The following is a 21081-nucleotide window of genomic DNA, read 5'->3' on the forward strand; positions in this document are numbered from 1 at the left end:
CGCACCCACCCCGTCCCGCACGCCACTCCCCGCCCCCGCGCCGAAGGACGCGGGCCCGCCGCCCCGGGAGTACCGGGGCCGACGGGCCCGCTCACCACCGCGCCGCGGCGGGTCACTTCAGGTCGAACTCCCCGTCCCGCGCGCCCAGCACGAAGGCCCGCCACTCCGCCTCCGTGTAGCGCAGCACCGTGTCGGGGTCCAGCGACGAGCGCATCGCGACCGCGCCGCCCGGCAGGTGGGCGATCTCGACGCGCTCCTCGTCGGGCGACGTGCCGGGGGCGCCCTGCCACTCGACCCCGGAGATGTCGAGGGCGTACAGCTCGTCCTTCTCCTGTGCGCTGCCCATCGCTCGAGTTCCTTTCGGTAACGGCTGGGGCGGACACGGTCCCGTCGGGGCCCCGCCCGGTCGTGTGCGCGTGCGGTCCGCGCCACGTCCTCCGGCATCCTAGGCCGCGGACAGCCCCCCGCCCGGTGCGCTTGACAGGTCGCCACCCGGTCCCTTAGGGACCGTCAGGGACACCGGCCAGGCCCATGCACACGTCAACCCGTCAGGGCCCCACCCGTCAGGGTCCCACCCATCAGGATCACCCACAGGGCCCTCAGTGCCGTCAGGAGCCTCAGGACCGTCAGTCCATGCGGCGGGCCACGCCCAGCAGACCCGTCTCGGCGTCGGTCGCGCCCGTCATCACCCAGTGCCGCTCCCGCCCCGCGCACCACAGGGTCACCCCGTCGGCGAGCGTCGGCAGGGCCTCGTACTCGGCGCGCGCCAGGCCGAGTATGCGGCCGATCTGCTCCGCCTCCTGCGGGGAGACCCGCTGGACGCCGACGAGCGTCGCGGCCCGCATGAGCCGCGGCGCGACCGGACTCAGGTACGGCAGCAGCGTCAGCACCGACTGCCAGGGCGACGACACCACCCGGCCGCGCGGCGGCCGCATGCCGCAGTCGCGGACCACCACGACCGGGCTGCCGACCGTGGCGCCCATCGGCGGCACGCGGCCCACGTCGTGCAGCGTGACGCACTCCAGGCCCGCGCCCGCCGCGTGCGCCAGCGTCGTCCACGCCTGCGCCCGGCCCGTCTCGACCGCGACCCGCGCGCCCGTGCCGGCCGCGCGCAGCGCCAGCACCTGCGCCGTCCACAGTCCGCCGATGAGCAGCACGTCGTACGGCGTGGAGCGGTGGAAGCCGACGATGCGCGGGTTGCCCTCGGCGTCGTCCCCGATGACCACGCCGTCGTCGCCGACGGGCAGGGCCAGCGCCCCCAGGCCCTCCGCGGCCACGCGGTGACCGGCGTGGCGCGGGCCGATCAACCCGCGCGGGGCGCGTCGCGTACGCGATCCGAACATCACTGCGTCCCTCCCAGCGGCAGCGTCGCCAGCACTCCGGGCAGCTGCTCGCGGTCGAGCCGCACCAGCCCGACCTTCGCCGACCGCGCGGCCTGCTCCAACGCGCGCCGCACCCCGATGAGTTCGGTGTCCGAGCCGCCGGTGATCCGGACGTACCCGGCCACGTCCACGGCGCCCTGCCGCACGCCGCGGTGCAGGGCGAGGCTGAAGGTCGTCGCGTGGGCGGGCGTCGCGGTGAGCAGCGACACCAGGCCGGCCAGCGGAGTGCCCCCGCTCCCTCCCAGGTCGGGCCAGCGGCCCACCGCGTACGTCGTGTGCCAGCGGTCGTCGCACCGCCAGACGCGGGCCGTCTCGACCGTGCGGCGCTGCGGCGTGGCGTCCGGGCGGTGGGCGCGGGCCGCCAGCCGGGGGCTCGCGCAGGCCGCCGTCGCCATGGTGGAGTTCAGCTCCTCCTGGTCCAGGACGACGGCCTCGAAACCGGCGCCGGTGAGCCTGCTCGCGACGTGGTCGGCCGCGCGGACCAGACACCGCTGGGCGCCCTCGATCCCGCCGCCGCGCGCCTCGATGGCCTCCCGGCAGCGCTCCGGGTCCAGTTTCAGCGCCACCCACGTCATCCGCAGGGCGGGCGCCCCGGTGCGCTCCTGGAGCGGGACGTACGAGAGCCGGGCCACGGCCTGCTGCGGCAGGTGCGGCGCGGGCGCGGACCGCACCTGCTGCACCAGCTGCACCGACTCCAGCACGATGTCGTCGACCTCCAGCGCCCCGCCCAGCAGGGACAGCGGCAGCGACCGCGCGCCGAACGCCGGCCGCGGCGCGGCACCGCTCGCCTCGACGCGCACGACCGCCGTGAGGAAGGACCCGTCGCCGAGCATGCCGACGGTGCGCCGCTTCCGGTCGACGTACGGGAAGGGCCGGAAGCCCGGCAGACCCTCGACGATCGGTGCCAGCGACGGGTCCACGTCCACGGCGGCCGGCTCCGAGGCCCGGCGGCGGGCGCGCAGCGCCAGCGCCGTCGACGACCAGTCCTGCACGGCCTGGCCGCGCCGGCGGACCACCGCGAGGAGCAGCAGCACGACGGCGACGGTGATCGTGGGGACCATCCACAGGCCGCCCAGCGCGACACCGACCGCGGCGAGCGCCAGGGCCAGCTCCACCAGCACCAGCTGCCGCAGCTGGAACGGCCCGACACGACCCACCCGCGACAGCGGGCGCGGGGCCGGCACCGGGCCGCCGCCCGCGGCGCCGCCACCGGGCGCGGCCGGGACCGGGCGGGTACCGCCGGCCTGGTGGGCGTTGCTGCGTTGCCGCCGGGAACGGGCCGGGCGTCCCTCGCCGGACCGCCTCGTGCGCGCACGCGTCCCCGTACCCATCGCCGCGTTGCCCCCTCGTGTCCGTAAAAGCCGAGATTCCCACGGCTGTTGACCGGGCGATCACCCTACCTGAGCAAAGGCGGCCCCCCGCCAGCAGGCATAGTAGGGGGGCGGTAACGACGGAGGCCGCCCCTTGGTGACCAGGGGAACGCGGCAGCCCAGCGGGGAGAGGGACAGCGGACACATGGCATCGCGCCGGGACGAACTCAACGCCTACACCTTCGCGAAGCGGAGACTCGTCGCCCAATTCCTCCAGCCCAACGCCACCGGTTCCGAGGAGAGCGCGCCCCGCCCCCTGCGCGCGGTCCTGCCCGGGATCATCGTCGGTGTCGTCGTCCTCGCCGTGTTCGGCGCGTGGGGCATGTTCCGCCCGGTCGCACCCAAGAGCTGGGACAAGCCCGGCGAGAACGTCATCATCGCCAGCAAGTCCACGACCCGCTACGTGGTCCTGAAGACCGGCAAGACGACCCAGCTCCACCCCGTCCTCAACATGGCGTCCGCGAAGCTCCTGCTCCTCCCCGACAAGGGCACGGTCATCAAGGTCGACGAGTCGGTGCTCGACAGCGGCAAGATCCCGCACGGCGCCACCCTCGGCATCCCGTACGCGCCCGACCGGCTCCCCGAGCCGAAGGAGGCCGGCGCCGCGAAGCGGTGGGCCGTGTGCGAACGCCCCGTGGAGGGCGGACGCGCCATCCAGAAGGCCGCGTTCGTCTTCGCCGAGCGCGAGAAGAACCGCACCGAGGGAGACGACCGCCTCAGCGGCGGCGACCTCCTCTACGTCGAGGGACCCGCCCCCGACCGCACCCGCTACATCGTCGACGCCGGCGGCACCGCGTACCCGGTCGGCAAGAACGAGCTGCTGCTGCGTCAGCTCGTCGGCCAGGGCCGCGTCCCGCAGCGCGTCTCCGCCGCGTGGCTGGAGACCCTCCACAAGGGCGACGAGATCACCTTCCCCACCGTCGACGGGCGCCCCGGCGCCCCCGCCGACGCGCCCGGCGGCCTGGACGGCGAGATCAACAGGGTCGGTATGGTCCTCACCGCCACCGACGGCACGAAGAAGCAGAGTTACGTCGTCCTGCCGGGGCGGGTGGCGCCCGTCTCCGACTTCACGGCGAAGCTGCTGCTGGCCAGCCGCGACCTCGTCGAGCTCGGCCAGAACGGCCAGGCCGCCTCGGTCAGCCCAGGCGCCTTCGTGCCGGGCGAGGCGTTCAACCAGGACAAGAAGTGGCCGCGGGCCGCACCCCGCGCCGTCAACTCCGCCGGCACGGGCGAGGGCAGCCGCAACACCGTCTGCAACGTCCTGCACGAGGTGGACGAGGACGACGGCTCCACCACGCTCGCCACCTGGGCCGGCGAGGACTTCCCGGCGCCGCTGCCCACGGGCTCCAGCAGCGCGTACGTGACGCCCGGCGCGGGACAGCTCTTCCGCCAGTTCACCGGCTCCCGCACCGACACCGGCTTCCTCTTCCTCGTCACCGACACCGGCCTGCGGTACGCGATGCAGTCCAACGGCGACAGCTCCGCCGGCGACTCCGGCATCGGCTCCTCCGGCTCCGACGAGGAGAAGCGGGCGCGCCTGCTGGAGGCACAGCAGGCGCAGAACCGGCTCGGCTACAAGGACGTCGCCCCGGTGCCCGTACCGGCGGCCTGGTCCGCGTTCCTGCCGACCGGCCCCCGCCTGTCGACGTCCGCGGCGCGCCAGCCGCAGGGCTCGTGAGGCCGGAGGACGCCGCGATGAACCGCACCCGTACCCGGATCCTCACCCCCGCCCGCAGCGCCTTCACCGGCGCGCGTGCCCACACCGGGGCCCCCGCCGTCACCGGCTCCCGCACCCGGCGTCTGGTGACCGCGACGGCCGCCGCCGCCCTCACCGTCCTGTGCCTGCCCGCCGGCCCGGCCTCGGCGGACACGCCCGGCCAGTGCACGTTCCCGGCCGAGCCGTACGAGGGCCGCCCGTGGGCCCTGCAGCGCGTCCTGCTCGACGAGGTGTGGAAGCAGTCCACGGGCAAGGGCGTGCGCGTCGCCGTCATCGACACGGGCGTCGACGTCCGCCACCCCCAGCTGAAGGCGGCCGTCGACACCAAGAGCGGCGTCAACCTCATCCCGAAGGACGCCAAGGACGAACACGGCAACAAGGTCGACCGGGGCAAAGAGGACGGGACGACCGACACCGTCGGCCACGGCACGAAGGTCGCCGGCATCATCGCCGCCCGCCCCGCGCCGGGCACCGGCTTCGTCGGACTGGCGCCCGACGCGACGATCATCCCCATCCAGCAGAACGACGCGACCGGCAACGGCACGGCCAAGACCCTGGCGACGGCGATCCAGCACGCGATCGACGAGAAGGCCGACGTCATCAACATCTCGCAGGACACGGCGAACGCCATCGAGCCGACGCCCCTGCTGAAGCAGGCCGTGCAGAAGGCCCTGGACGCGGAGATCGTCGTCGTCGCGTCGGCGGGCAACGACGGCATCGACGGCACCGACAAGAAGACGTACCCGGCCTCCTACGAGGGCGTCCTCGCCGTCGCCGCCTCCGACCGCAACAACGAGCGGGCCGCCTTCTCCCAGTCCGGCGACTTCGTCGGGATCGCCGCGCCGGGTGTGGACATGATCACAACGGTGCCGGGCGGCGGCCACTGTGCCGACAACGGAACGAGCTTCTCCGCCCCGTACGTCGCGGCCGTCGCCGCCCTCGTCAAGGCCAAGCACGGCGACTGGACGCAGGAACAGATCGTCGCGCAGCTCCAGCAGACCGCGGAGCGGTCGGTGGCCGGCCACGACCGGCTTGTAGGGTGGGGCGTCGTGGATCCGGTACGGGCCCTGACGGAGGACGACAAGCCCCTGGAGGCCCCGGTCGCCCACGAGGGCGTCACCAAGGCGGAGCCGCCGACACCGGCCGCACTCCACCTGGGTGAGACGCCCGAACAGCGCGACGCCCGCCTCGCGACCTACGTCGTCGTGGGCGGCGGCGTCCTCGTCGCCGCCATCGCCGGTATCGCGGTCGCCATCCGCGACGCCCGCCGCCGTGGTTCCGCCCGCACCGCGAACGGTTGACGGTCGACGGCTGCCGGACGGCCGGGGACGACGGACGGCAGGGGGACGGCGATGACGGTGTACATGCAACCGGAGGCCCGCCTTCCGTCGTCTTCCGACGGAAGGCGCTTGGCACACACGGCACTTGGGGCTGTCAGAGGCACTGGATAGAGTGACACGCGTGCGATCGGCACCTTGCTACACGAGTGCGAACGCAATGCGTGACAGCGGTGACAACGGGGAGGAAGACGGGTCATGGGCGACCTTGAGCGCGGCGCAGGCGCGCTGCAGAAATTCCAGTCGAGCATCAACGGCCTGCTGAGCGATCTCGAGACCGGTCCGGGCAGCAGCTCCAAGGTGGCCCAGCACACCGTGGAGCGCGGCGCCTTCAGCGGTGGCAACCTCCCCTTCGCGGAGGCCGACGGCTTCTACAAGCAGTACGCCCGCGTCCACAAGGAGCTGGTGTCCCTCTCCAAGCTCCTCGCCGACCAGATGGAACTGCTCCGCCTGGGCGTCCGTGCGACCGACGTCGGTCTGGACAACGTCGACGAGGACACCCGCCGCCGCTTCCACAGCATCGCCAGCCGGGTCGACGTGGCCGTCGACGCCCAGCAGGAGCGCGATAAGCAGCACAAGCCGGACGAGCAGTCCAACACCGTCGCGAAGGACATGGGGTAAGGCCGATGACGAGCGACGACAAGAAGAACCAGAACCTCACGCCCGAGCAGCAGCAGGTCCAGGACGCCTCGACCATCAAGGCCCGCTTCACCGCCACCGACACCGCCGAGCGCCTCTCGGCCGCGTTCGAGCGCATGGGCATGGGCCCCGGCAGCGGCCCCGGCGGCCTCCTCGGCAAGACGAACTTCGAGAACGCCCAGCTGAACGCCATCCTGGACGTTCTCGAAGCGGCCAACCCCAGCGACCTCGAAGCCGCGGGCGACGCCCTCCAGCAGGCGTGCAAGGAGCTCAACAAGGCCGCGAACGCGCTCAAGAAGGACGCCGCGGTCGTCGACCTCAAGGGAGAGGCGGGCACCGAGTTCCAGCGGTACGCGGCCGAGCTCGCCACCTACACCTTCAACCTCGCGAGCTTCGCCAACGTCGTCGGCGCGCAGATGAAGGTCGCGAGCGAGGGCCTCACCTCCGTCCGCAACGCCAGGCCGCCCCGCGACGGCCGCCCCGACCCGAAGAAGCCCACGGAGTTCCCCCCGGACAAGCGCACGGCGGACAACGAGGACTACCAGAAGGCCGTCAAGGCGGAGCGCGACCGCCAGGAGGCGATCAACCAGATCAACCGCCTGGCGTCGTTCTACGCGGTCTCGGAGATGACCCTGGCCGCCCAGGAGCCTCCGAAGCTGCCGAATCGGTTGAAGGTGGACGTGCCGAGGCCCACCTCCACGGGAACGTATGGTGCGGACAAGGGCTCCGCAGCACCCGCGGTGTTGACGGGCGCGTCGACTGGTGAGACGTCCCACGCCGACGCGCCGCGGATGGCCGGCCGGACGGACACGCCGAGCGGCATGCGTCCTCAGCTGCCCGACGGGGCACCGGCCCAGCCGTTGCCGGATACCTCCATGCGGATCGACACGGTTGCAACCCCGCCCGCGCCGACCCTGCCCACGACGTCGACGCCGCCCCCGACTCCCACCGGCCCCCCCAGTGGGGGCACCGGCCCGCTCGTGCCGCCCGTGGCACCCGGACTGCCGAGCCAGGGGCGCAAGGGAGGTGGCGGCCGGTTCGCGAACCCGCCGTCCGTCACCAAGGCCGGTGGTCCCCCGCAGGCCGTGGGGCGTGCGGGGGGCGGCCAGAGCGGCCCTGTGGCACCCCGCCCGACAGGGCCGGGGCAGACGAACGTCGTCGGCCGGCCCACCGGCGCCCCGACCCCGGCAGGCCCGACCGGGCGCCCGAACGTGGTCGGCGGACCGGGACAGCAGCCCGTCACGGGACGCGCCACCTCCGGCACTTCCGGTCCCATGACCGGGCGTGCGGGCGGCGGTCCGGCACCGGCCGTCGGCCGGCCGACCGGAATCGTCGGCGGTACGCCGCAGCAGCGCACGGCGTCGGGTCCCTCCGGTTCCGGCTCCCGCATCCCGCGTGGAATGGTGATCGGTGGCGAGGGCTCCGCCCAGGCGCGCGGCTCCGCCGTCCGTCCCGGTCAGAGCGGCGTGGTCGGCGCACCGGGTGCGGCTGGTCCGCGTCCGGCTGGTCGCGGCACCCCGAGCGTCAACGGAGTGGTGGGCACGCCTCGCGGCGGTGTCGCACCCCGGGCCCAGCGGCCCGCGGGCAAGGACGAGGAGACCACCGGCTCCGAGCGACCGGACTACCTGATCGAAGACGAAGAGACATGGGCGGTGCGGCGGCGTGGTGCCGTCCCGCCAGTGATCAACTGATCGTGCGAAAGGTGCAGGGAGCCAGGATGGCAGCAGGAAAGACGACGCGTGCACGCAAGCGCCTGACGTGCAGTCTCGCGCTCGTGGGTGCGTGGGCTGTCGGGTTCGCCGGCCTGGCTCCCTCCGCCGCGGCCGCCGACATGCGTGCCGAGCAGTGGTATCTGGACGCCATGCACGTCGACGACATCTGGAAGAAGAGCACGGGCAAGGGCATCAAGGTTGCGGTGGTCGACTCCGGCATCAATGCTTCCACCGCCTCCCTGAAGGGGCAGGTACTCGAAGGTGTCGACGTCACGAAGACGGACGGCAAGACGGACGACTATGACGGCCATGGCACGACCATGGCGGAGCTCATCGCTGGTACCGGCCGCGATGGAGGCATCCAGGGCCTGGCCCCCGGCGCGAAGGTCCTGCCCGTTCGCATCGGCGTCAAGGACAGCGCGTACGACAAGAACGCGTGGGATATCGAAGACGCCATCCGTGCTGCGGCTGACACCGATGCCCGGATCATCAGCATGTCCATCGGCACGGAGTTCAAGACCGACCGCATGGTCAAGGCGGCCCAGTACGCCCGCAGCAAGGGGAAGTTGCTCTTCGCGGCGACCGGCAACAACGGGGACAAGGACAACAAGCGGAGTTACCCGGCTGCTTTGCCGGAGGTCGTCGGCGTAACCGCGACCACCAGTGAAGGAGTCGTCGCGGAGTTCTCCCAGCACGGTTCCTACGTGGATCTCGCCGCGCCGGGGAAGGACATCCCGGGCTGGTGCGACGCCAAGTTCACCCAGTACTGCACCGGACAGCAAGGCACCAGCCACGCCACCGCCATCGCCTCCGCCTCCGCCGCTCTCATCTGGTCCGCGCACCCCGATTGGACGGCCAACCAGGTGCTGCGCGTCATGTTCGAGAGCGCCGGTAAGGGCGAGGACTGGAAGGGCAAGGTCAGCAGCCACGCCGGCCACGGTGTGGTCCGCCCCAACGCCCACCTCACCCGGGGGCTGGGCAAGCCCGGTGACCCGGGTGTGAGTCCGCTCGCGGACGAGAACACCGCGGCGGCCGGCGGCGGTTCGTCCGCCTCACCCGCCGCATCCGCCTCACCCGGCACGTCTGCACCAGGTTCGTCACAGAGCCCGCAGGACGCGCCCGCTCCCGGCTCGACCGTGGCAGGCTCCAGCGAGAACGCCGCGAAGGCCGATGACGGGATGCCGCTCGGCCTCGTGCTCGGCGGCGCCGCGGCCGTGGTCGTCGTGGCGGGAGGCGCCTTCGTCCTCGCCCGCAGGCGCCGTACCCCCTAGCCGGACCCACGAGCGGCGGGTCCGAGCCCGCCCGCATTCGACGGTGGTGAACCGGACCACCGAGACCCTCCAGAGAGGAAGACACCGCATGGCAGTCCAGAAGGTCAATGGCGTTGCGCTGAAGGGGCTCCAGGACGAGCTCTCCAGCAATTTCGACGACGTCAAGAGCCAGCTGTCCGTCCTGCAGGCCACGATCGACAGCCTGGAAGGCGCCTGGGCCGGTATCGGTGCCGGTGCGTTCAACCAGAAGCAGGACGCGATCAACCGGAACATGGTGGACATCGGCAAGCTCCTCCTGAACTACCAGGAGGCCATTCAGGCCGCGCGCACCATCGCCGGCAACACCGACACCGAGGTCGAGGCCGCCCTCCGCGGTGTCGACGTCGTCGACGGCTACTCCGGTGACGCCAAGGCCGAGGCCCGCACCTCGAACCTCAACAACTACTGATCCACCCCCGGCCGTGCACCTCTCGGCCGGTACACCAAGCTTGACGCGGTTGGAGGACCGATGGCGAACAACAACGACGGCACGATGATCGTCACTTACGCGCGGCTCGAGGACGCCGCGCGTGACATCAAGAAGCAGGCGGACCGCCTCGACCAGAGCCTGAAGGCCATCAAGGCCAAGATCAACTCGATCTCGGAGCTCTGGCAGGGTGACGCCCGTGAGGCGTACAACACCGCGCAGGCCGAGTGGGACCGCAAGGCGATGGCCATCCACACCTCGCTGATCCAGATCTCGAACGCGGTCCGCGAGGCAGCCCCGGCGTACCAGCAGGGCGACAAGAAGGCCGCGTCGAACTTCATGTGAGCGTGCCAGGCCGCGAGCGGCCTGAGTGACAGGGGCGGACACGCGCGGGAGGTGTCCGCCCCTTCTCCATGCCCACGACCGACCCCAGGCCCCGCGCCCCAACCCCCCAGGCGCAAGGACCAGAGGCAACGGGCGCCGGCCCCGAGCCCCGAAGGCCCCAGGCGGCAGCCACGCAACACCCGCACACGCCGAGGGGGGCGCCCGCCACAGCGAGCGCCCCCAACGCCGATCCCGATCCCGGACCCGATCCCGTACCCGTACCCGAGCCCGAGCCCGGACGCGGTACCCGTCCCAGCTACCGCCCCTACCGCCGCTACCGCACGTCCGACGGCATGAGGCCGGTCTGCACCAGCGGGTTGCCGCGCTGGCGGGAGACGAACACGCCACGGCCCGGGGGCATCGGGCGGGGGCGGACCCCACCGAGCACCTCGCCCTCGTGCGGGTCGCCCGACAGGAGCACGCCCTGCGCGCCGAGCTCCATCATGCGCTGCATGAACGGCTCGTAGGACGAGCGGCTCGCGCCCGCCGAGTTGCGGGCGATGATGAAGCGGACGCCGACGTCCCGGGCGAACGGCAGCAGTTCGGTGAGCGCCGCCAGCGGGTTGCCGCTGGACGTCGACACCAGGTCGTAGTCGTCCACGACGACGTACACCGTCGGCCCCTGCCACCAGCTGCGGTCCCGCAGCTGCTGCGCCGTGACGTCCTCCGACGGGGTGCGGCGCCGCATCAGCCCCGACAGGGCCTCGACGTGGTGGTCCATGTTGTTGGACATCGGCACGTACTCGGCCAGGTGCGTCGCCGGGGTCGCGTCCAGCAGCGCGCGCCGGTTGTCGATGACGAACAGCTTGCAGCTGTCGCCGTCGTACCGCTCGCTCAGCTGCTTGATGAGCAGCCGCAGCAGGTTCGTCTTGCCGGACTCGCTCTCGCCGAAGACGAGGAAGAACGGGTCCTTCTCGAAGTTGACGAAGACCGGGGCCAGGTTGTTCTCGTCGATCGCGAAGGCGACGCCGCGCTCCGGGTGGGCGAAGCCCGCGGGGAGGTTCCGCGCCGGCAGTTCGCGCGGCAGGAGCCGTACGGCCGGGGCGCCCGGCAGCGTCCAGTGGCGGGACACCTCCTGCGCCATCGCCGCGGTCGCCTCCGACAGGTCGCTGTCGGAGTTGATGCTGTCGATGCGCGGCACCGCCGCCATGAAGTGCAGCTTCTCCGGCGTGAGTCCGCGTCCCGGCACCCCGGCCGGGACGTTCTGCGCGACCCGGCGGTCCAGCTCGGAGTCCATCGGGTCACCGAGCCGCAGCTCCAGCCGGTTCATCAGGTGGTCCTTGAGGTTGGCGCGCACCTCCATGGACCGGGACGCGGTGAGGACCAGGTGGATGCCGTAGCCGAGGCCGCGCGCCGCGATGTCCATCACGAGGTGCTCCAGCCCCTCGTAGTCGGTGCGGAAGCTGCCCCAGCCGTCGATGACGAGGAACACGTCGCCGAACGGCTGGTCCGTCACCGAGATGTCGCCCCGCGCCCGCAGCCGCCGGTACGTGCCGATCGAGTCGATGCCGGACGCGCGGAAGTACTCCTCGCGGCGCGACAGGATGCCGTACACCTCGGAGACCGTGCGCCGCACCCGCTCCGGGTCGAGGCGGGAGGCCACGCCGCCCACGTGCGGCAGGCCGGCGACCGACGACAGGCCGCCACCACCGAAGTCGAGGCCGTAGAACTGCACCTCCTGCGGCGTGTGCGTGAGCGCGAACGCCGAGACGAGCGTCCGCAGCAGCGTCGACTTGCCGGACTGCGGGCCGCCCACGATCTGCATGTGGCCGGCCGCGCCGGAGAAGTCCCGGTACAGGGTGTCGCGACGCTGCTCGAAGGGCTTGTCGACGACGCCCAGCGGCACGACCAGCCGGCCCGCGCCCTCGAAGCCCGGCTGGGTCAGCCCGCGGCCCGGCACCTCGGAGAGGCCCGGCAGCAGCTCGTCCAGCGGCGGCGGGTTGTCCAGCGGCGGCAGCCACACCTGGTGGGCCTCCACGCCGCGCCCCTCCAGCCGGCGCACGATGACGTCGAGGACCGAGTCGGCCAGCGCCTCGTCCTCCACCCGGCCGCCCTCCGGGCGGACCGCCCGCGCCGACGGCTGCACGTACCGGATCGGCACCGGTGCCGCCGTGAACGGCACCGGCCGCCGGTCCACCGGCAGGGAGCCGCCTGAGTCGGCCAGCGCCTGCGTGCCGGAGCGGTACACGCCGGAGACGTACGCGGCCTTGAACCGCACCATCTCGTCCGTGCCGTACTTCAGGTAGCCGGAACCCGGCACGTTCGGCAGGTGGTACGCGTCGGGCACCCCGATCGCCGCCCGCGACTCGGCCGTGGAGAAGGTCCGCAGACCGACCCGGTACGACAGGTACGTCTCCAGGCCGCGCAGCCGGCCCTCCTCCAGACGCTGCGACGCGAGCAGCAGGTGCACGCCGAGGGACCGGCCGATGCGGCCGATCTGCACGAACATCTCGATGAAGTCGGGCTTCGCGGTGAGCAGCTCGCTGAACTCGTCGATGACGAGGACGAGCGACGGGATCGGCTGCAGCGCGGCGCCCGCCGCGCGCGCCTTCTCGTAGTCGTGGATGTTCGCGTAGTTGCCCGCGTCGCGCAGCATCTCCTGGCGGCGGTTGAGCTCGCCGCGGATGGAGTCGCCCATGCGGTCGACGAGCGTCAGGTCGTCCGCCAGGTTGGTGATGACGGCCGCGACGTGCGGCATCTGCGACATGCCGGCGAAGGTCGCGCCGCCCTTGAAGTCCGCGAGGACGAAGTTCAGTGTCTCCGACGAGTGCGTGACCGCGAGGCCCAGCACCAGCGTGCGCAGCAGCTCGGACTTGCCGGAACCGGTCGCGCCGACGCACAGTCCGTGCGGGCCCATGCCCTCCTGTGCGGCCTCCTTCAGGTCGAGCATGACCGGCGAACCGTCCTCGCCGACACCGATCGGCACGCGCAGCCGCTCCGACTGCGAACGCGGCCGCCAGGTGCGGCTGACGTCGACCGACGCGGCGTCGCCCAGGTTCAGCAGGTCGGTGAACTCCAGGTTCGCCAGCAGCGGCTCGTCGTCGTCCCCGCCCGACGCCACCCGCAGCGGCGCCATCTGCCGGGCGAGCGCCTCCGCCGCCTCCAAGCTCAGCCCGTCCGGCGTGCCCTCGTACACGTGACCGTGGCCCGACTCCAGGCGCAGCTCACCGGGGTGCACGACCACCGACAGCTGCCCGCGCGCCCCGGCGCCCTCACCGCGGACGACCTCGACGATCGTGACGCCCTGGAGGCCCTCCGGCGCGGCGAGCGGCGACATCGGCGGGACCGTCTGCCCGTCGAGGACCACCACCAGGTGCGGTTGGTCCAGCAGCGGGTTGTCCCCGCCGTGGAACCGGGGCCGCCCCTCCAGCAGCCCGGCGAGGAGGTCCTGCAGATCCGTCGGGTCCGTCGTGATGAGACGGCGCGTGCCCGCCCCGTCGACCGCGCCGCGCGCCTGCACGTGCGGCAGCCACTTGGCCCATTCCCACTGGGCGGCCGCGTCCTGGCTCGTCGCGACGGCGACGACCAGGTCCTCCGGCGAGTGCAGCGACGCCAGCGAGCCGACCATCGCGCGCGCGGCGGCCCGTACCGACTCCTGCTCACCGCTCACCGTGACGTGGTAGAACGCCCGCAGCGACACCGCCATGGGCAGTCCGTCGAGCGTGCCGTGCGTGGTCAGGAACCGGCGCATCGCCCCGGCGGTCAGCGGCTCCAGGTCGTCCACCGGCGCCGTCTCCGGGGGTACGAGGGGAGTGGCCAGCTGCTGGCTGCCCAGGCCGACGCGGACCTGACCGAAGTCGTCGTCTCCCACGCGCCGCTCCCACACCCGGCTGCCCTCGGCGACGAGCGCCCACAGCTGCTCGGGGGAGGGGTGCAGGTAGAACTGGGCGTCCCGCTGGATCCGCGCCGTCCGCAGCACCGCGCGCCGCGTCTGGTGCAGGTACGTCAGGTAGTCGCGCCGCAGGTCCGCCAGCTGCCCCTGCGTGCCGCGCCGGTAGCGCACCAGCATGGCTATGCCCATGCCCAGGGTCGACGCGATCATGATCATGCCCATGATCCGCATGATCGGGTTCGGCGTCATGAAGAAGAACACGACCGACCCGCCCATGCCGAGCATCGGCAGGATCTGCATCAGAGCGCCCTCCTGCTGCCCGCGGGGCAGTTCGGGAGGTGGTTGCACCTGCACCTGGGTACTGGGCACTTCGGACGGCAGGACCCGTGGTGGGCGCTTGACGACGATCTGACTCACAGCTCACCAATTCCCTTGCCGGACGGAAACGTTCCTATCGGCGCCCCCGTGGCGACGGGTTCCATCCGCGGATGGGGATCCTACTTGCGTGGGGGTCGGGGGCCGGGCGGTAGGGTGACGCGACGGATTTGCGCAGCCGTGAACTACCGCAAAACAAGGGACATTCGGAGCGCATCCCGGGCACCGCGTCCGTGGCGGCGCCGGGACCCGGCCGTACGGGCCCGAACACCACCGGACCGGACCCCGCACGACGGGGCGTCGGTCCCGGTTCCGCGACGTCCCGGACCACCGCGCCACGGAAAACCACCGAGCCACGGAAAACCACCGCGCCGGGGAAGCACCGGGCCACGACAGACACGGGGCCACGGGAACCACCGGGCCACAGAACCACGAGGGGAAGCAGAAGGTGAGCATGACGGCCCCAGCGGCGGCCACCACGACCGGTCACCCGGGTCCCGCGACGCCGTCCGGCGGCGGAACCGGCTTCTGCCGCGTCACCGTCGTCGCGCCGGACGGGCGCGTCGACGTGGCGCTGCCCGAGGACATCCCGGTCGCCGACCTGTACCCGGAGATCCTCAGGCTCTCCGGCCAGAGCCCGGTCGAGGGCGGCCCGGTCGGGTACCACCTGGTGCGCCGCGACGGGACGGTGCTCGACGCCGCCCGCTCGCTGGCCGCGCAGCGCATCCTCGACGGGGAACTGCTCTCCCTGCGGCCCTTCGCCGAGTCGCTGCCCCCGGCGGTCTTCGACGACGTCTCGGACGCCGTCGCCTCCGCCGTCGCCCGCGACCGCAGGTTCTGGACCGACGGCCTGATGCGCGGCTCCGGCCTCTTCGGCGGCTCGGTGCTGCTCGTCCTGCTCGCGTTCGTCCTGTGGCAGGCCGATCCGCGCCACGACACGCACGGCCTGCCCGGCGTCCTCGCCGGCGTCGCCGCGCTCCTCCTCCTCTCCCTCGCCTGCGTCCGCGCCCGCGTGTACGAGGACCGCGGCTCGGCCGTCGCCCTCGGCGTCGGCGCGATGGCGAACGCCGCCGTGGGCGGCTCCGGGCTGCTGTCGCTCGCCGCCGGGCACGGACCGGGCCGGCTGCAGTTCCTCCTCGCCTGCGCCGCCGTGCTCGTCACGTCGCTGATCCTCATGCTGGTCGCCCCGGCCGGCGACAGCCCGTTCGTCGCGTTCGTCTTCGCCTCGACCGTGGGCCTGCTCGTCTCCTTCGTCGCGATCCTCACCGGCATGACGTCCGTCGAGACCGCCGCCGTGTGCCCGCCCGTCGCCGCCGGCGCCCTGGCGTTCCTGCCGAGCCTGTCGACCCGCTTCGCCCGTCTGCCCATCGGTTTCGACCCGCCCCGCACCGCCGTCGGCGGGTACGACGCCGGCGACACCGCGCCGCAGGGCCCCGTCGACGCCGTCCGCATCGCCGCCCAGGCCCGCCGCGGTCACGAGCTCCTCGTCGGCCTCGTCGGCGGCTGCGCCCTGGTCACCGTCACCGCGGCCGGAGTGCTCGGCTTCTCCGACGACGTATGGGGCCGGCTGCTCGCCCTGGCCGCGGGCATCGCGATGATGATGCGCGCGCACCTGTTCCGCTACTCGGCGCAGGTCGGCTGCGCCCTCGCGGCCGGGCTCGGCTCCCTCGTCCTCCTCGGCCTCGGCCTGGCCGTCAACCCACCGGACGACATCGTCCGCGCCGCGCTGCGCGGGGACGGCGGGGCGCTCGACCTGCGCACGGTCTGGCTCGCCGCCGCCATCGCCGCGGTCGCCGCCCTGATCGTCGCCATCGGGCTGATCGTGCCGAACAAGGGCGTCACCCCGTTCTGGGGCCGCTTCCTGGAGATCGCCGAGGGCTTCTTCCTGCTCACGCTGGTCCCGCTCTGCCTCGCGGTCTTCGACGTCTACCACTCCATCCGCGCCCTCACCTCCTGAGGGCTCCCCGAAGACCCCACCCGGCCCCGGCCCCGGCCCGCCCGCACGCCCGCCCGGCCCCCGGCCCCGACCGCACGCCGCCCGCCCGCCCGGCCCGCCCGCCCCGGCGGGTCCGGGCCCCGGCAGGGGCCACGTCCGGCGGACCCGCGCCGGCTGGTACGCTGTGTGACGGCCGTTTGTGTACGCGCCCCCGGAGCATCTGGGAGCAGCGCTCATCGTGCCTTCGCCCCCGAGTCACGGAAGTCCCCCTGAGATCAAGACCAGGGGCACTCGCGGGCGCATCGAACACCCTGAGGAGTACCGAGTGTCTCTCGACGCCGCCACGAAGAAGCAGATCATGGCCGAGTTCGGCACCAAGGAGGGCGACACCGGCTCCCCCGAGGTCCAGGTCGCGATGCTCTCCCGCCGCATCTCGGACCTGACCGAGCACCTCAAGACGCACAAGCACGACCACCACTCCCGTCGTGGTCTGCTGATCCTCGTCGGCCAGCGCCGCCGCCTGCTGCAGTACCTGGCCAAGAAGGACATCCAGCGCTTCCGCGCCCTGGTGGACCGCCTCGGCATCCGCCGCGGTGCGGCCGGCGGCGCCAAGTAAGACGCCGTGAAGGGAGCGGTTCCCGACCGACCGGGAGCCGCTCCCTTTGCTGTACGCGTGTAATCCACGCGGCGACCGGAAATGCGATCCTGGGTGGAAGCTCAGTAATCTGGTCGCACAACGACACAACGGAACACCGCACGACCCACACACCGCATGTCGTGACGCCGCACGGCGACACGACATGACGCCACCGTGACGCGCACCCCGCGCGATCGCGGTGCAAGCGGAGGGACGCCCCCCGCCGTCGCCGGTCCTCGGTAGTGGCCCCCGGGCCCCACGGGACGCAGTCCCAGGGGTGCACCCGGGTGCTTCGATCGAAGACCGGCCCGCACAGAAGGCGCATCTCTCCGCCCCCGTCCCGCGCCACACGGGCGCCGGGGCGAAAAGACGACGAGTAGACGGAGACATCGTTGGTGGAGAACGAGACCCACTACGCCGAAGCCGTGATCGACAACGGTTCCTTCGGCACCCGCACCATCCGCTTCGAGACGGGCCGCCTGGCCAAGCAGGCCGCCGGCTCCGCCGTCGCGTACCTGGACGACGACACCATGGTGCTGTCGGCCACGACCGCGTCGAAGAAGCCCAAGGACCAGCTCGACTTCTTCCCCCTGACGGTGGACGTCGAGGAGCGGATGTACGCCGCCGGCAAGATCCCCGGCAGCTTCTTCCGCCGTGAGGGCCGGCCCTCCGAGGACGCGATCCTCACCTGCCGCCTGATCGACCGCCCGCTGCGCCCCTCCTTCAAGAAGGGCCTGCGCAACGAGATCCAGATCGTCGAGACGATCATGGCGCTCAACCCCGACCACCTGTACGACGTGGTCGCCATCAACGCCGCCTCCTGCTCCACGCAGCTGGCCGGTCTGCCCTTCTCCGGCCCGATCGGCGGCACCCGCGTCGCCCTGATCAACGGCCAGTGGGTCGCGTTCCCGACGCACACCGAGCTCGAGGACGCCGTCTTCGACATGGTCGTCGCCGGTCGCGTCCTGGAGGACGGCGACGTCGCGATCATGATGGTCGAGGCCGAGGCCACCGAGAAGACGGTCGAGCTCGTCAAGGGCGGCGCCGAGGCGCCGACCGAGGAGGTCGTCGCCGCCGGTCTCGAGGCCGCGAAGCCCTTCATCAAGGTCCTGTGCAAGGCCCAGTCGGACCTCGCCGCCAAGGCCGCCAAGCCGGTCGGCGAGTTCCCGGTCTTCCTCGACTACCAGGACGACGTCCTGGAGGCGCTGACCGCCGCGGTGAAGAGCGAGCTGTCGCAGGCGCTCACCATCGCCGGCAAGCAGGAGCGCGAGGCCGAGCTCGACCGCATCAAGGAGATCGCCGCCGAGAAGCTGCTCCCGCAGTTCGAGGGTCGCGAGAAGGAGATCTCCGGCGCGTACCGCGCGCTGACCAAGAAGCTGGTTCGCGAGCGCGTCATCAAGGACAAGGTCCGCATCGACGGCCGTGGCCTGACGGACATCCGCACGCTGGCCGCCGAGGTCGAGGCCATCCCGCGCGTGCACGGCTCGGCGCTGTTCGAGCGTGGCGAGACCCAGATCCTGGGCGTCACCACCCTCAACATGCTCCGCATGGAGCAGATGCTGGACACCCTCTCCCCGGTGACCCGCAAGCGCTACATGCACAACTACAACTTCCCGCCGTACTCCGTCGGTGAGACCGGCCGCGTCGGTTCGCCGAAGCGCCGCGAGATCGGCCACGGCGCGCTCGCCGAGCGCGCGATCGTGCCGGTCCTCCCGACGCGCGAGGAGTTCCCGTACGCGATCCGCCAGGTGTCCGAGGCCCTCGGCTCCAACGGCTCGACGTCCATGGGTTCGGTCTGCGCCTCCACCATGTCCCTGCTGAACGCCGGTGTGCCGCTGAAGGCCCCCGTCGCCGGCATCGCCATGGGCCTCATCTCCGAGGAGATCGAGGGCAAGACGCACTACGTCGCGCTCACCGACATCCTCGGTGCCGAGGACGCCTTCGGCGACATGGACTTCAAGGTCGCCGGCACCAAGGAGTTCGTCACCGCCCTCCAGCTCGACACCAAGCTGGACGGCATCCCGGCGTCCGTCCTGGCCGCGGCCCTCAAGCAGGCCCGCGACGCCCGCCTCCACATCCTCGACGTGATGATGGAAGCGATCGACACGCCGGACGAGATGTCCCCCAACGCCCCGCGGATCATCACCGTGAAGATCCCCGTGGACAAGATCGGTGAGGTCATCGGCCCCAAGGGCAAGATGATCAACCAGATCCAGGAGGACACCGGCGCTGAGATCACGATCGAGGACGACGGCACGATCTACATCGGTGCCCAGGTCGGCTCGCAGGCCGAGGCCGCCCGCGCCACGATCAACGGCATCGCCAACCCGACCATGCCGGAGGTCGGCGAGCGCTACCTGGGTACGGTCGTCAAGACCACCACCTTCGGTGCGTTCGTCTCCCTGATGCCCGGCAAGGACGGCCTGCTGCACATCTCGCAGATCCGCAAGCTCGCCGGTGGCAAGCGCGTGGAGAACGTCGAGGACGTGCTCGCGGTCGGCTCCAAGGTCCAGGTCGAGATCGCCGAGATCGACCAGCGCGGCAAGCTCTCCCTCATCCCCGTGATGGCGGACGAGGACGGCGCCGAGGGCGACAAGGACGACACCGACCAGTGACGTCCCGTAGTTCGAAGGCGACGGCCCGCACCTCCTCGGAGGCGCGGGCCGTCGCCCGTACCCAAACGCTCCTCCCGGGCCGCGACGGCATCGGCACCGTCCGCCGCACCACCCTCCCGGGCGGACTGCGCGTCGTCACCGAGACGCTGCCGTCCGTGCGCTCCGCCACCTTCGGCATCTGGGCGCACGTCGGGTCCCGCGACGAGACGCCGACCCTCAACGGCGCCACGCACTACCTGGAACACCTCCTCTTCAAGGGCACCCGCGGGCGCAGCGCCCTCGACATCTCCTCCGCCGTCGACGCGGTGGGCGGTGAGATGAACGCCTTCACGGCGAAGGAGTACACCTGCTACTACGCGCGGGTGCTCGACACGGACCTGCCGCTCGCCATCGACGTGGTGTGCGACATGCTCACCGGCTCGCTGATCCGCGAGGAGGACGTCGACGCCGAGCGCGGCGTCATCCTCGAGGAGATCGCGATGACCGAGGACGACCCGGGTGACGTCGTCCACGACCTCTTCGCGCGGACGATGTTCGGCGACACGCCTCTCGGGCGGCCCGTCCTCGGCACGGTCGACACGATCAACGCCCTCACCCGGGACCAGATCGCCCGCTTCTACAAGAAGCACTACGACCCCACGCACCTCGTCGTCGCCGCCGCGGGCAACGTCGACCACGCCACCGTCGTCCGCCTGGTCCGCCGCGCCTTCGACAAGGCCGGCGCCCTCGGCCGCTCGGACGCCGCCCCGGTCGCCCCGCGCGACGGGAGCCGCGCGATCCGCACGGCCGGCCGCGTCGAGCTGGTGGGCCGCAGGACCGAGCAGGCGCACGTCGTCCTCGGGATGCCCGGCCTCGCCCGCACCGACGACCGCCGCTGGGCGCTCGGCGTGCTGAACACCGCCCTGGGCGGCGGCATGTCGTCCCGCCTCTTCCAGGAGGTCCGCGAGAAGCGCGGCCTGGCCTACAGCGTGTACTCGTACACCTCGGGCTTCGCCGACTGCGGCCTGTTCGGCGTGTACGCGGGCTGCCGTCCGAGCCAGGTCCACGACGTCCTGCGGATCTGCCGCGACGAGCTCGACCTCGTCGCCCGCGAGGGCCTCACCGACGACGAGGTCCACCGCGCCGTCGGCCAGCTCTCCGGCTCGACCGTCCTCGGCCTGGAGGACACCGGCGCCCTGATGAACCGCATCGGCAAGAGCGAGCTGTGCTGGGGCGACCAGATGTCGGTCGACGACATGCTCGCCCGCATCGCGGCGGTCACCCCGGACGACGTCCGCGCGGTGGCGTCCGAGCTCCTCGGACAGCGGCCCTCGCTCGCGGTGATCGGCCCGCTCAAGGACAAGCAGGCGGACCGCCTCCACGCGGTCGTCTCCTGAACCGACCCCCCGCCGCAACCCGTAAGGAAGCA

Annotated in this window: 15 protein-coding genes; 11 read left to right on the forward strand and 4 right to left on the reverse strand. The window is 72.2% G+C overall.

Annotation, left to right across the window (positions count from 1 at the left end; all coding sequences use genetic code 11):
* Window positions 1-112: 112 nt before the first annotated feature.
* The 3 genes from NRO40_RS22105 to eccE all read right to left on the reverse strand — a co-directional run bounded on the left by NRO40_RS22105 (window position 113) and on the right by eccE (window position 2713).
* Entirely contained in the window at window positions 113-346 is a 234-nt protein-coding gene (locus NRO40_RS22105) for a DUF397 domain-containing protein (protein WP_058943796.1), read from the reverse strand.
* 280 nt (window positions 347-626) lie between these two features.
* A complete protein-coding gene (locus NRO40_RS22110) occupies window positions 627-1343 on the reverse strand; it encodes a hypothetical protein (RefSeq protein ID WP_058943795.1) in 717 nt (238 codons plus the stop codon).
* Window positions 1343-2713 (reverse strand): type VII secretion protein EccE, encoded by a 1371-nt coding sequence (gene eccE, locus NRO40_RS22115; protein ID WP_198549416.1) that lies wholly within the window; start codon window positions 2711-2713, stop codon window positions 1343-1345. The genes NRO40_RS22110 and eccE overlap by 1 nt, the downstream gene beginning before the upstream one ends.
* Before the next feature lie 184 nt (window positions 2714-2897).
* Here eccE and eccB point away from each other — a divergent pair, with 184 nt between their 5' ends.
* The 7 genes from eccB to NRO40_RS22150 all read left to right on the forward strand — a co-directional run bounded on the left by eccB (window position 2898) and on the right by NRO40_RS22150 (window position 10239).
* Complete coding sequence (gene eccB, locus NRO40_RS22120) at window positions 2898-4430, forward strand: type VII secretion protein EccB (protein ID WP_058943794.1); 1533 nt, start codon at window positions 2898-2900, stop codon at window positions 4428-4430.
* Between the two features lie 17 nt (window positions 4431-4447).
* The gene (mycP, locus tag NRO40_RS22125; RefSeq protein WP_079047309.1) at window positions 4448-5770 is read left to right on the forward strand and encodes a type VII secretion-associated serine protease mycosin; all 1323 of its coding nucleotides are present in this window, start codon (window positions 4448-4450) and stop codon (window positions 5768-5770) included.
* A gap of 234 nt (window positions 5771-6004) precedes the next feature.
* Window positions 6005-6427, forward strand: a complete 423-nt coding sequence (locus tag NRO40_RS22130) for a hypothetical protein (RefSeq protein ID WP_058943793.1) — start codon at window positions 6005-6007, stop codon at window positions 6425-6427.
* Window positions 6428-6432: 5 nt separating this feature from the next.
* Window positions 6433-8136: a hypothetical protein gene (locus NRO40_RS22135; RefSeq protein WP_058943792.1), complete on the forward strand. Its 1704-nt coding sequence runs from the start codon at window positions 6433-6435 to the stop codon at window positions 8134-8136.
* A 26-nt stretch (window positions 8137-8162) separates the two neighbouring features.
* Window positions 8163-9428: a S8 family serine peptidase gene (locus NRO40_RS22140; protein WP_058943791.1), complete on the forward strand. Its 1266-nt coding sequence runs from the start codon at window positions 8163-8165 to the stop codon at window positions 9426-9428.
* A gap of 88 nt (window positions 9429-9516) precedes the next feature.
* Window positions 9517-9876, forward strand: coding sequence for a WXG100 family type VII secretion target (locus tag NRO40_RS22145; RefSeq protein WP_058943790.1), 360 nt, complete (start codon window positions 9517-9519; stop codon window positions 9874-9876).
* 60 nt (window positions 9877-9936) lie between these two features.
* Entirely contained in the window at window positions 9937-10239 is a 303-nt protein-coding gene (locus NRO40_RS22150) for a WXG100 family type VII secretion target (RefSeq protein ID WP_058943789.1), read from the forward strand.
* A gap of 313 nt (window positions 10240-10552) precedes the next feature.
* Here NRO40_RS22150 and eccCa read toward each other — a convergent pair whose 3' ends face one another.
* Window positions 10553-14527, reverse strand: a complete 3975-nt coding sequence (eccCa, locus tag NRO40_RS22155; RefSeq protein WP_079047308.1) for a type VII secretion protein EccCa — start codon at window positions 14525-14527, stop codon at window positions 10553-10555.
* A 412-nt stretch (window positions 14528-14939) separates the two neighbouring features.
* On the opposite strand from eccCa, the gene eccD reads away from it, so the two are divergent.
* From eccD to NRO40_RS22175, 4 genes are all read left to right on the forward strand, one after another.
* A complete protein-coding gene (gene eccD / locus NRO40_RS22160; protein WP_257375482.1) occupies window positions 14940-16442 on the forward strand; it encodes a type VII secretion integral membrane protein EccD in 1503 nt (500 codons plus the stop codon).
* A 304-nt stretch (window positions 16443-16746) separates the two neighbouring features.
* Complete coding sequence (gene rpsO / locus NRO40_RS22165) at window positions 16747-17037, forward strand: 30S ribosomal protein S15 (RefSeq protein ID WP_003958228.1); 291 nt, start codon at window positions 16747-16749, stop codon at window positions 17035-17037.
* Between the two features lie 416 nt (window positions 17038-17453).
* The gene (locus NRO40_RS22170; RefSeq protein ID WP_058943788.1) at window positions 17454-19673 is read left to right on the forward strand and encodes a polyribonucleotide nucleotidyltransferase; all 2220 of its coding nucleotides are present in this window, start codon (window positions 17454-17456) and stop codon (window positions 19671-19673) included.
* Window positions 19670-21049, forward strand: coding sequence for a M16 family metallopeptidase (locus tag NRO40_RS22175; RefSeq protein WP_058943787.1), 1380 nt, complete (start codon window positions 19670-19672; stop codon window positions 21047-21049). The genes NRO40_RS22170 and NRO40_RS22175 overlap by 4 nt, the downstream gene beginning before the upstream one ends.
* Window positions 21050-21081 lie beyond the last annotated feature (32 nt).

The sequence above is a fragment of the Streptomyces changanensis genome (genome assembly GCF_024600715.1).
Classification (GTDB): Bacteria; Actinomycetota; Actinomycetes; order Streptomycetales; family Streptomycetaceae; genus Streptomyces; species Streptomyces changanensis.

Coding starts and splice junctions, on each gene's coding strand:
- NRO40_RS22140 (WP_058943791.1), top strand. CDS start 8,163: ATGGCAGCAGGAAAGACGACGCGTGCACGCAAGCGCCTGACGTGCAGT.
- NRO40_RS22150 (WP_058943789.1), top strand. CDS start 9,937: ATGGCGAACAACAACGACGGCACGATGATCGTCACTTACGCGCGGCTC.
- NRO40_RS22130 (WP_058943793.1), top strand. CDS start 6,005: ATGGGCGACCTTGAGCGCGGCGCAGGCGCGCTGCAGAAATTCCAGTCG.
- eccE (WP_198549416.1), bottom strand. CDS start 2,713: ATGGGTACGGGGACGCGTGCGCGCACGAGGCGGTCCGGCGAGGGACGC.
- NRO40_RS22110 (WP_058943795.1), bottom strand. CDS start 1,343: ATGTTCGGATCGCGTACGCGACGCGCCCCGCGCGGGTTGATCGGCCCG.
- mycP (WP_079047309.1), top strand. CDS start 4,448: ATGAACCGCACCCGTACCCGGATCCTCACCCCCGCCCGCAGCGCCTTC.
- NRO40_RS22135 (WP_058943792.1), top strand. CDS start 6,433: ATGACGAGCGACGACAAGAAGAACCAGAACCTCACGCCCGAGCAGCAG.
- eccB (WP_058943794.1), top strand. CDS start 2,898: ATGGCATCGCGCCGGGACGAACTCAACGCCTACACCTTCGCGAAGCGG.
- eccD (WP_257375482.1), top strand. CDS start 14,940: ATGACGGCCCCAGCGGCGGCCACCACGACCGGTCACCCGGGTCCCGCG.
- NRO40_RS22145 (WP_058943790.1), top strand. CDS start 9,517: ATGGCAGTCCAGAAGGTCAATGGCGTTGCGCTGAAGGGGCTCCAGGAC.
- NRO40_RS22105 (WP_058943796.1), bottom strand. CDS start 346: ATGGGCAGCGCACAGGAGAAGGACGAGCTGTACGCCCTCGACATCTCC.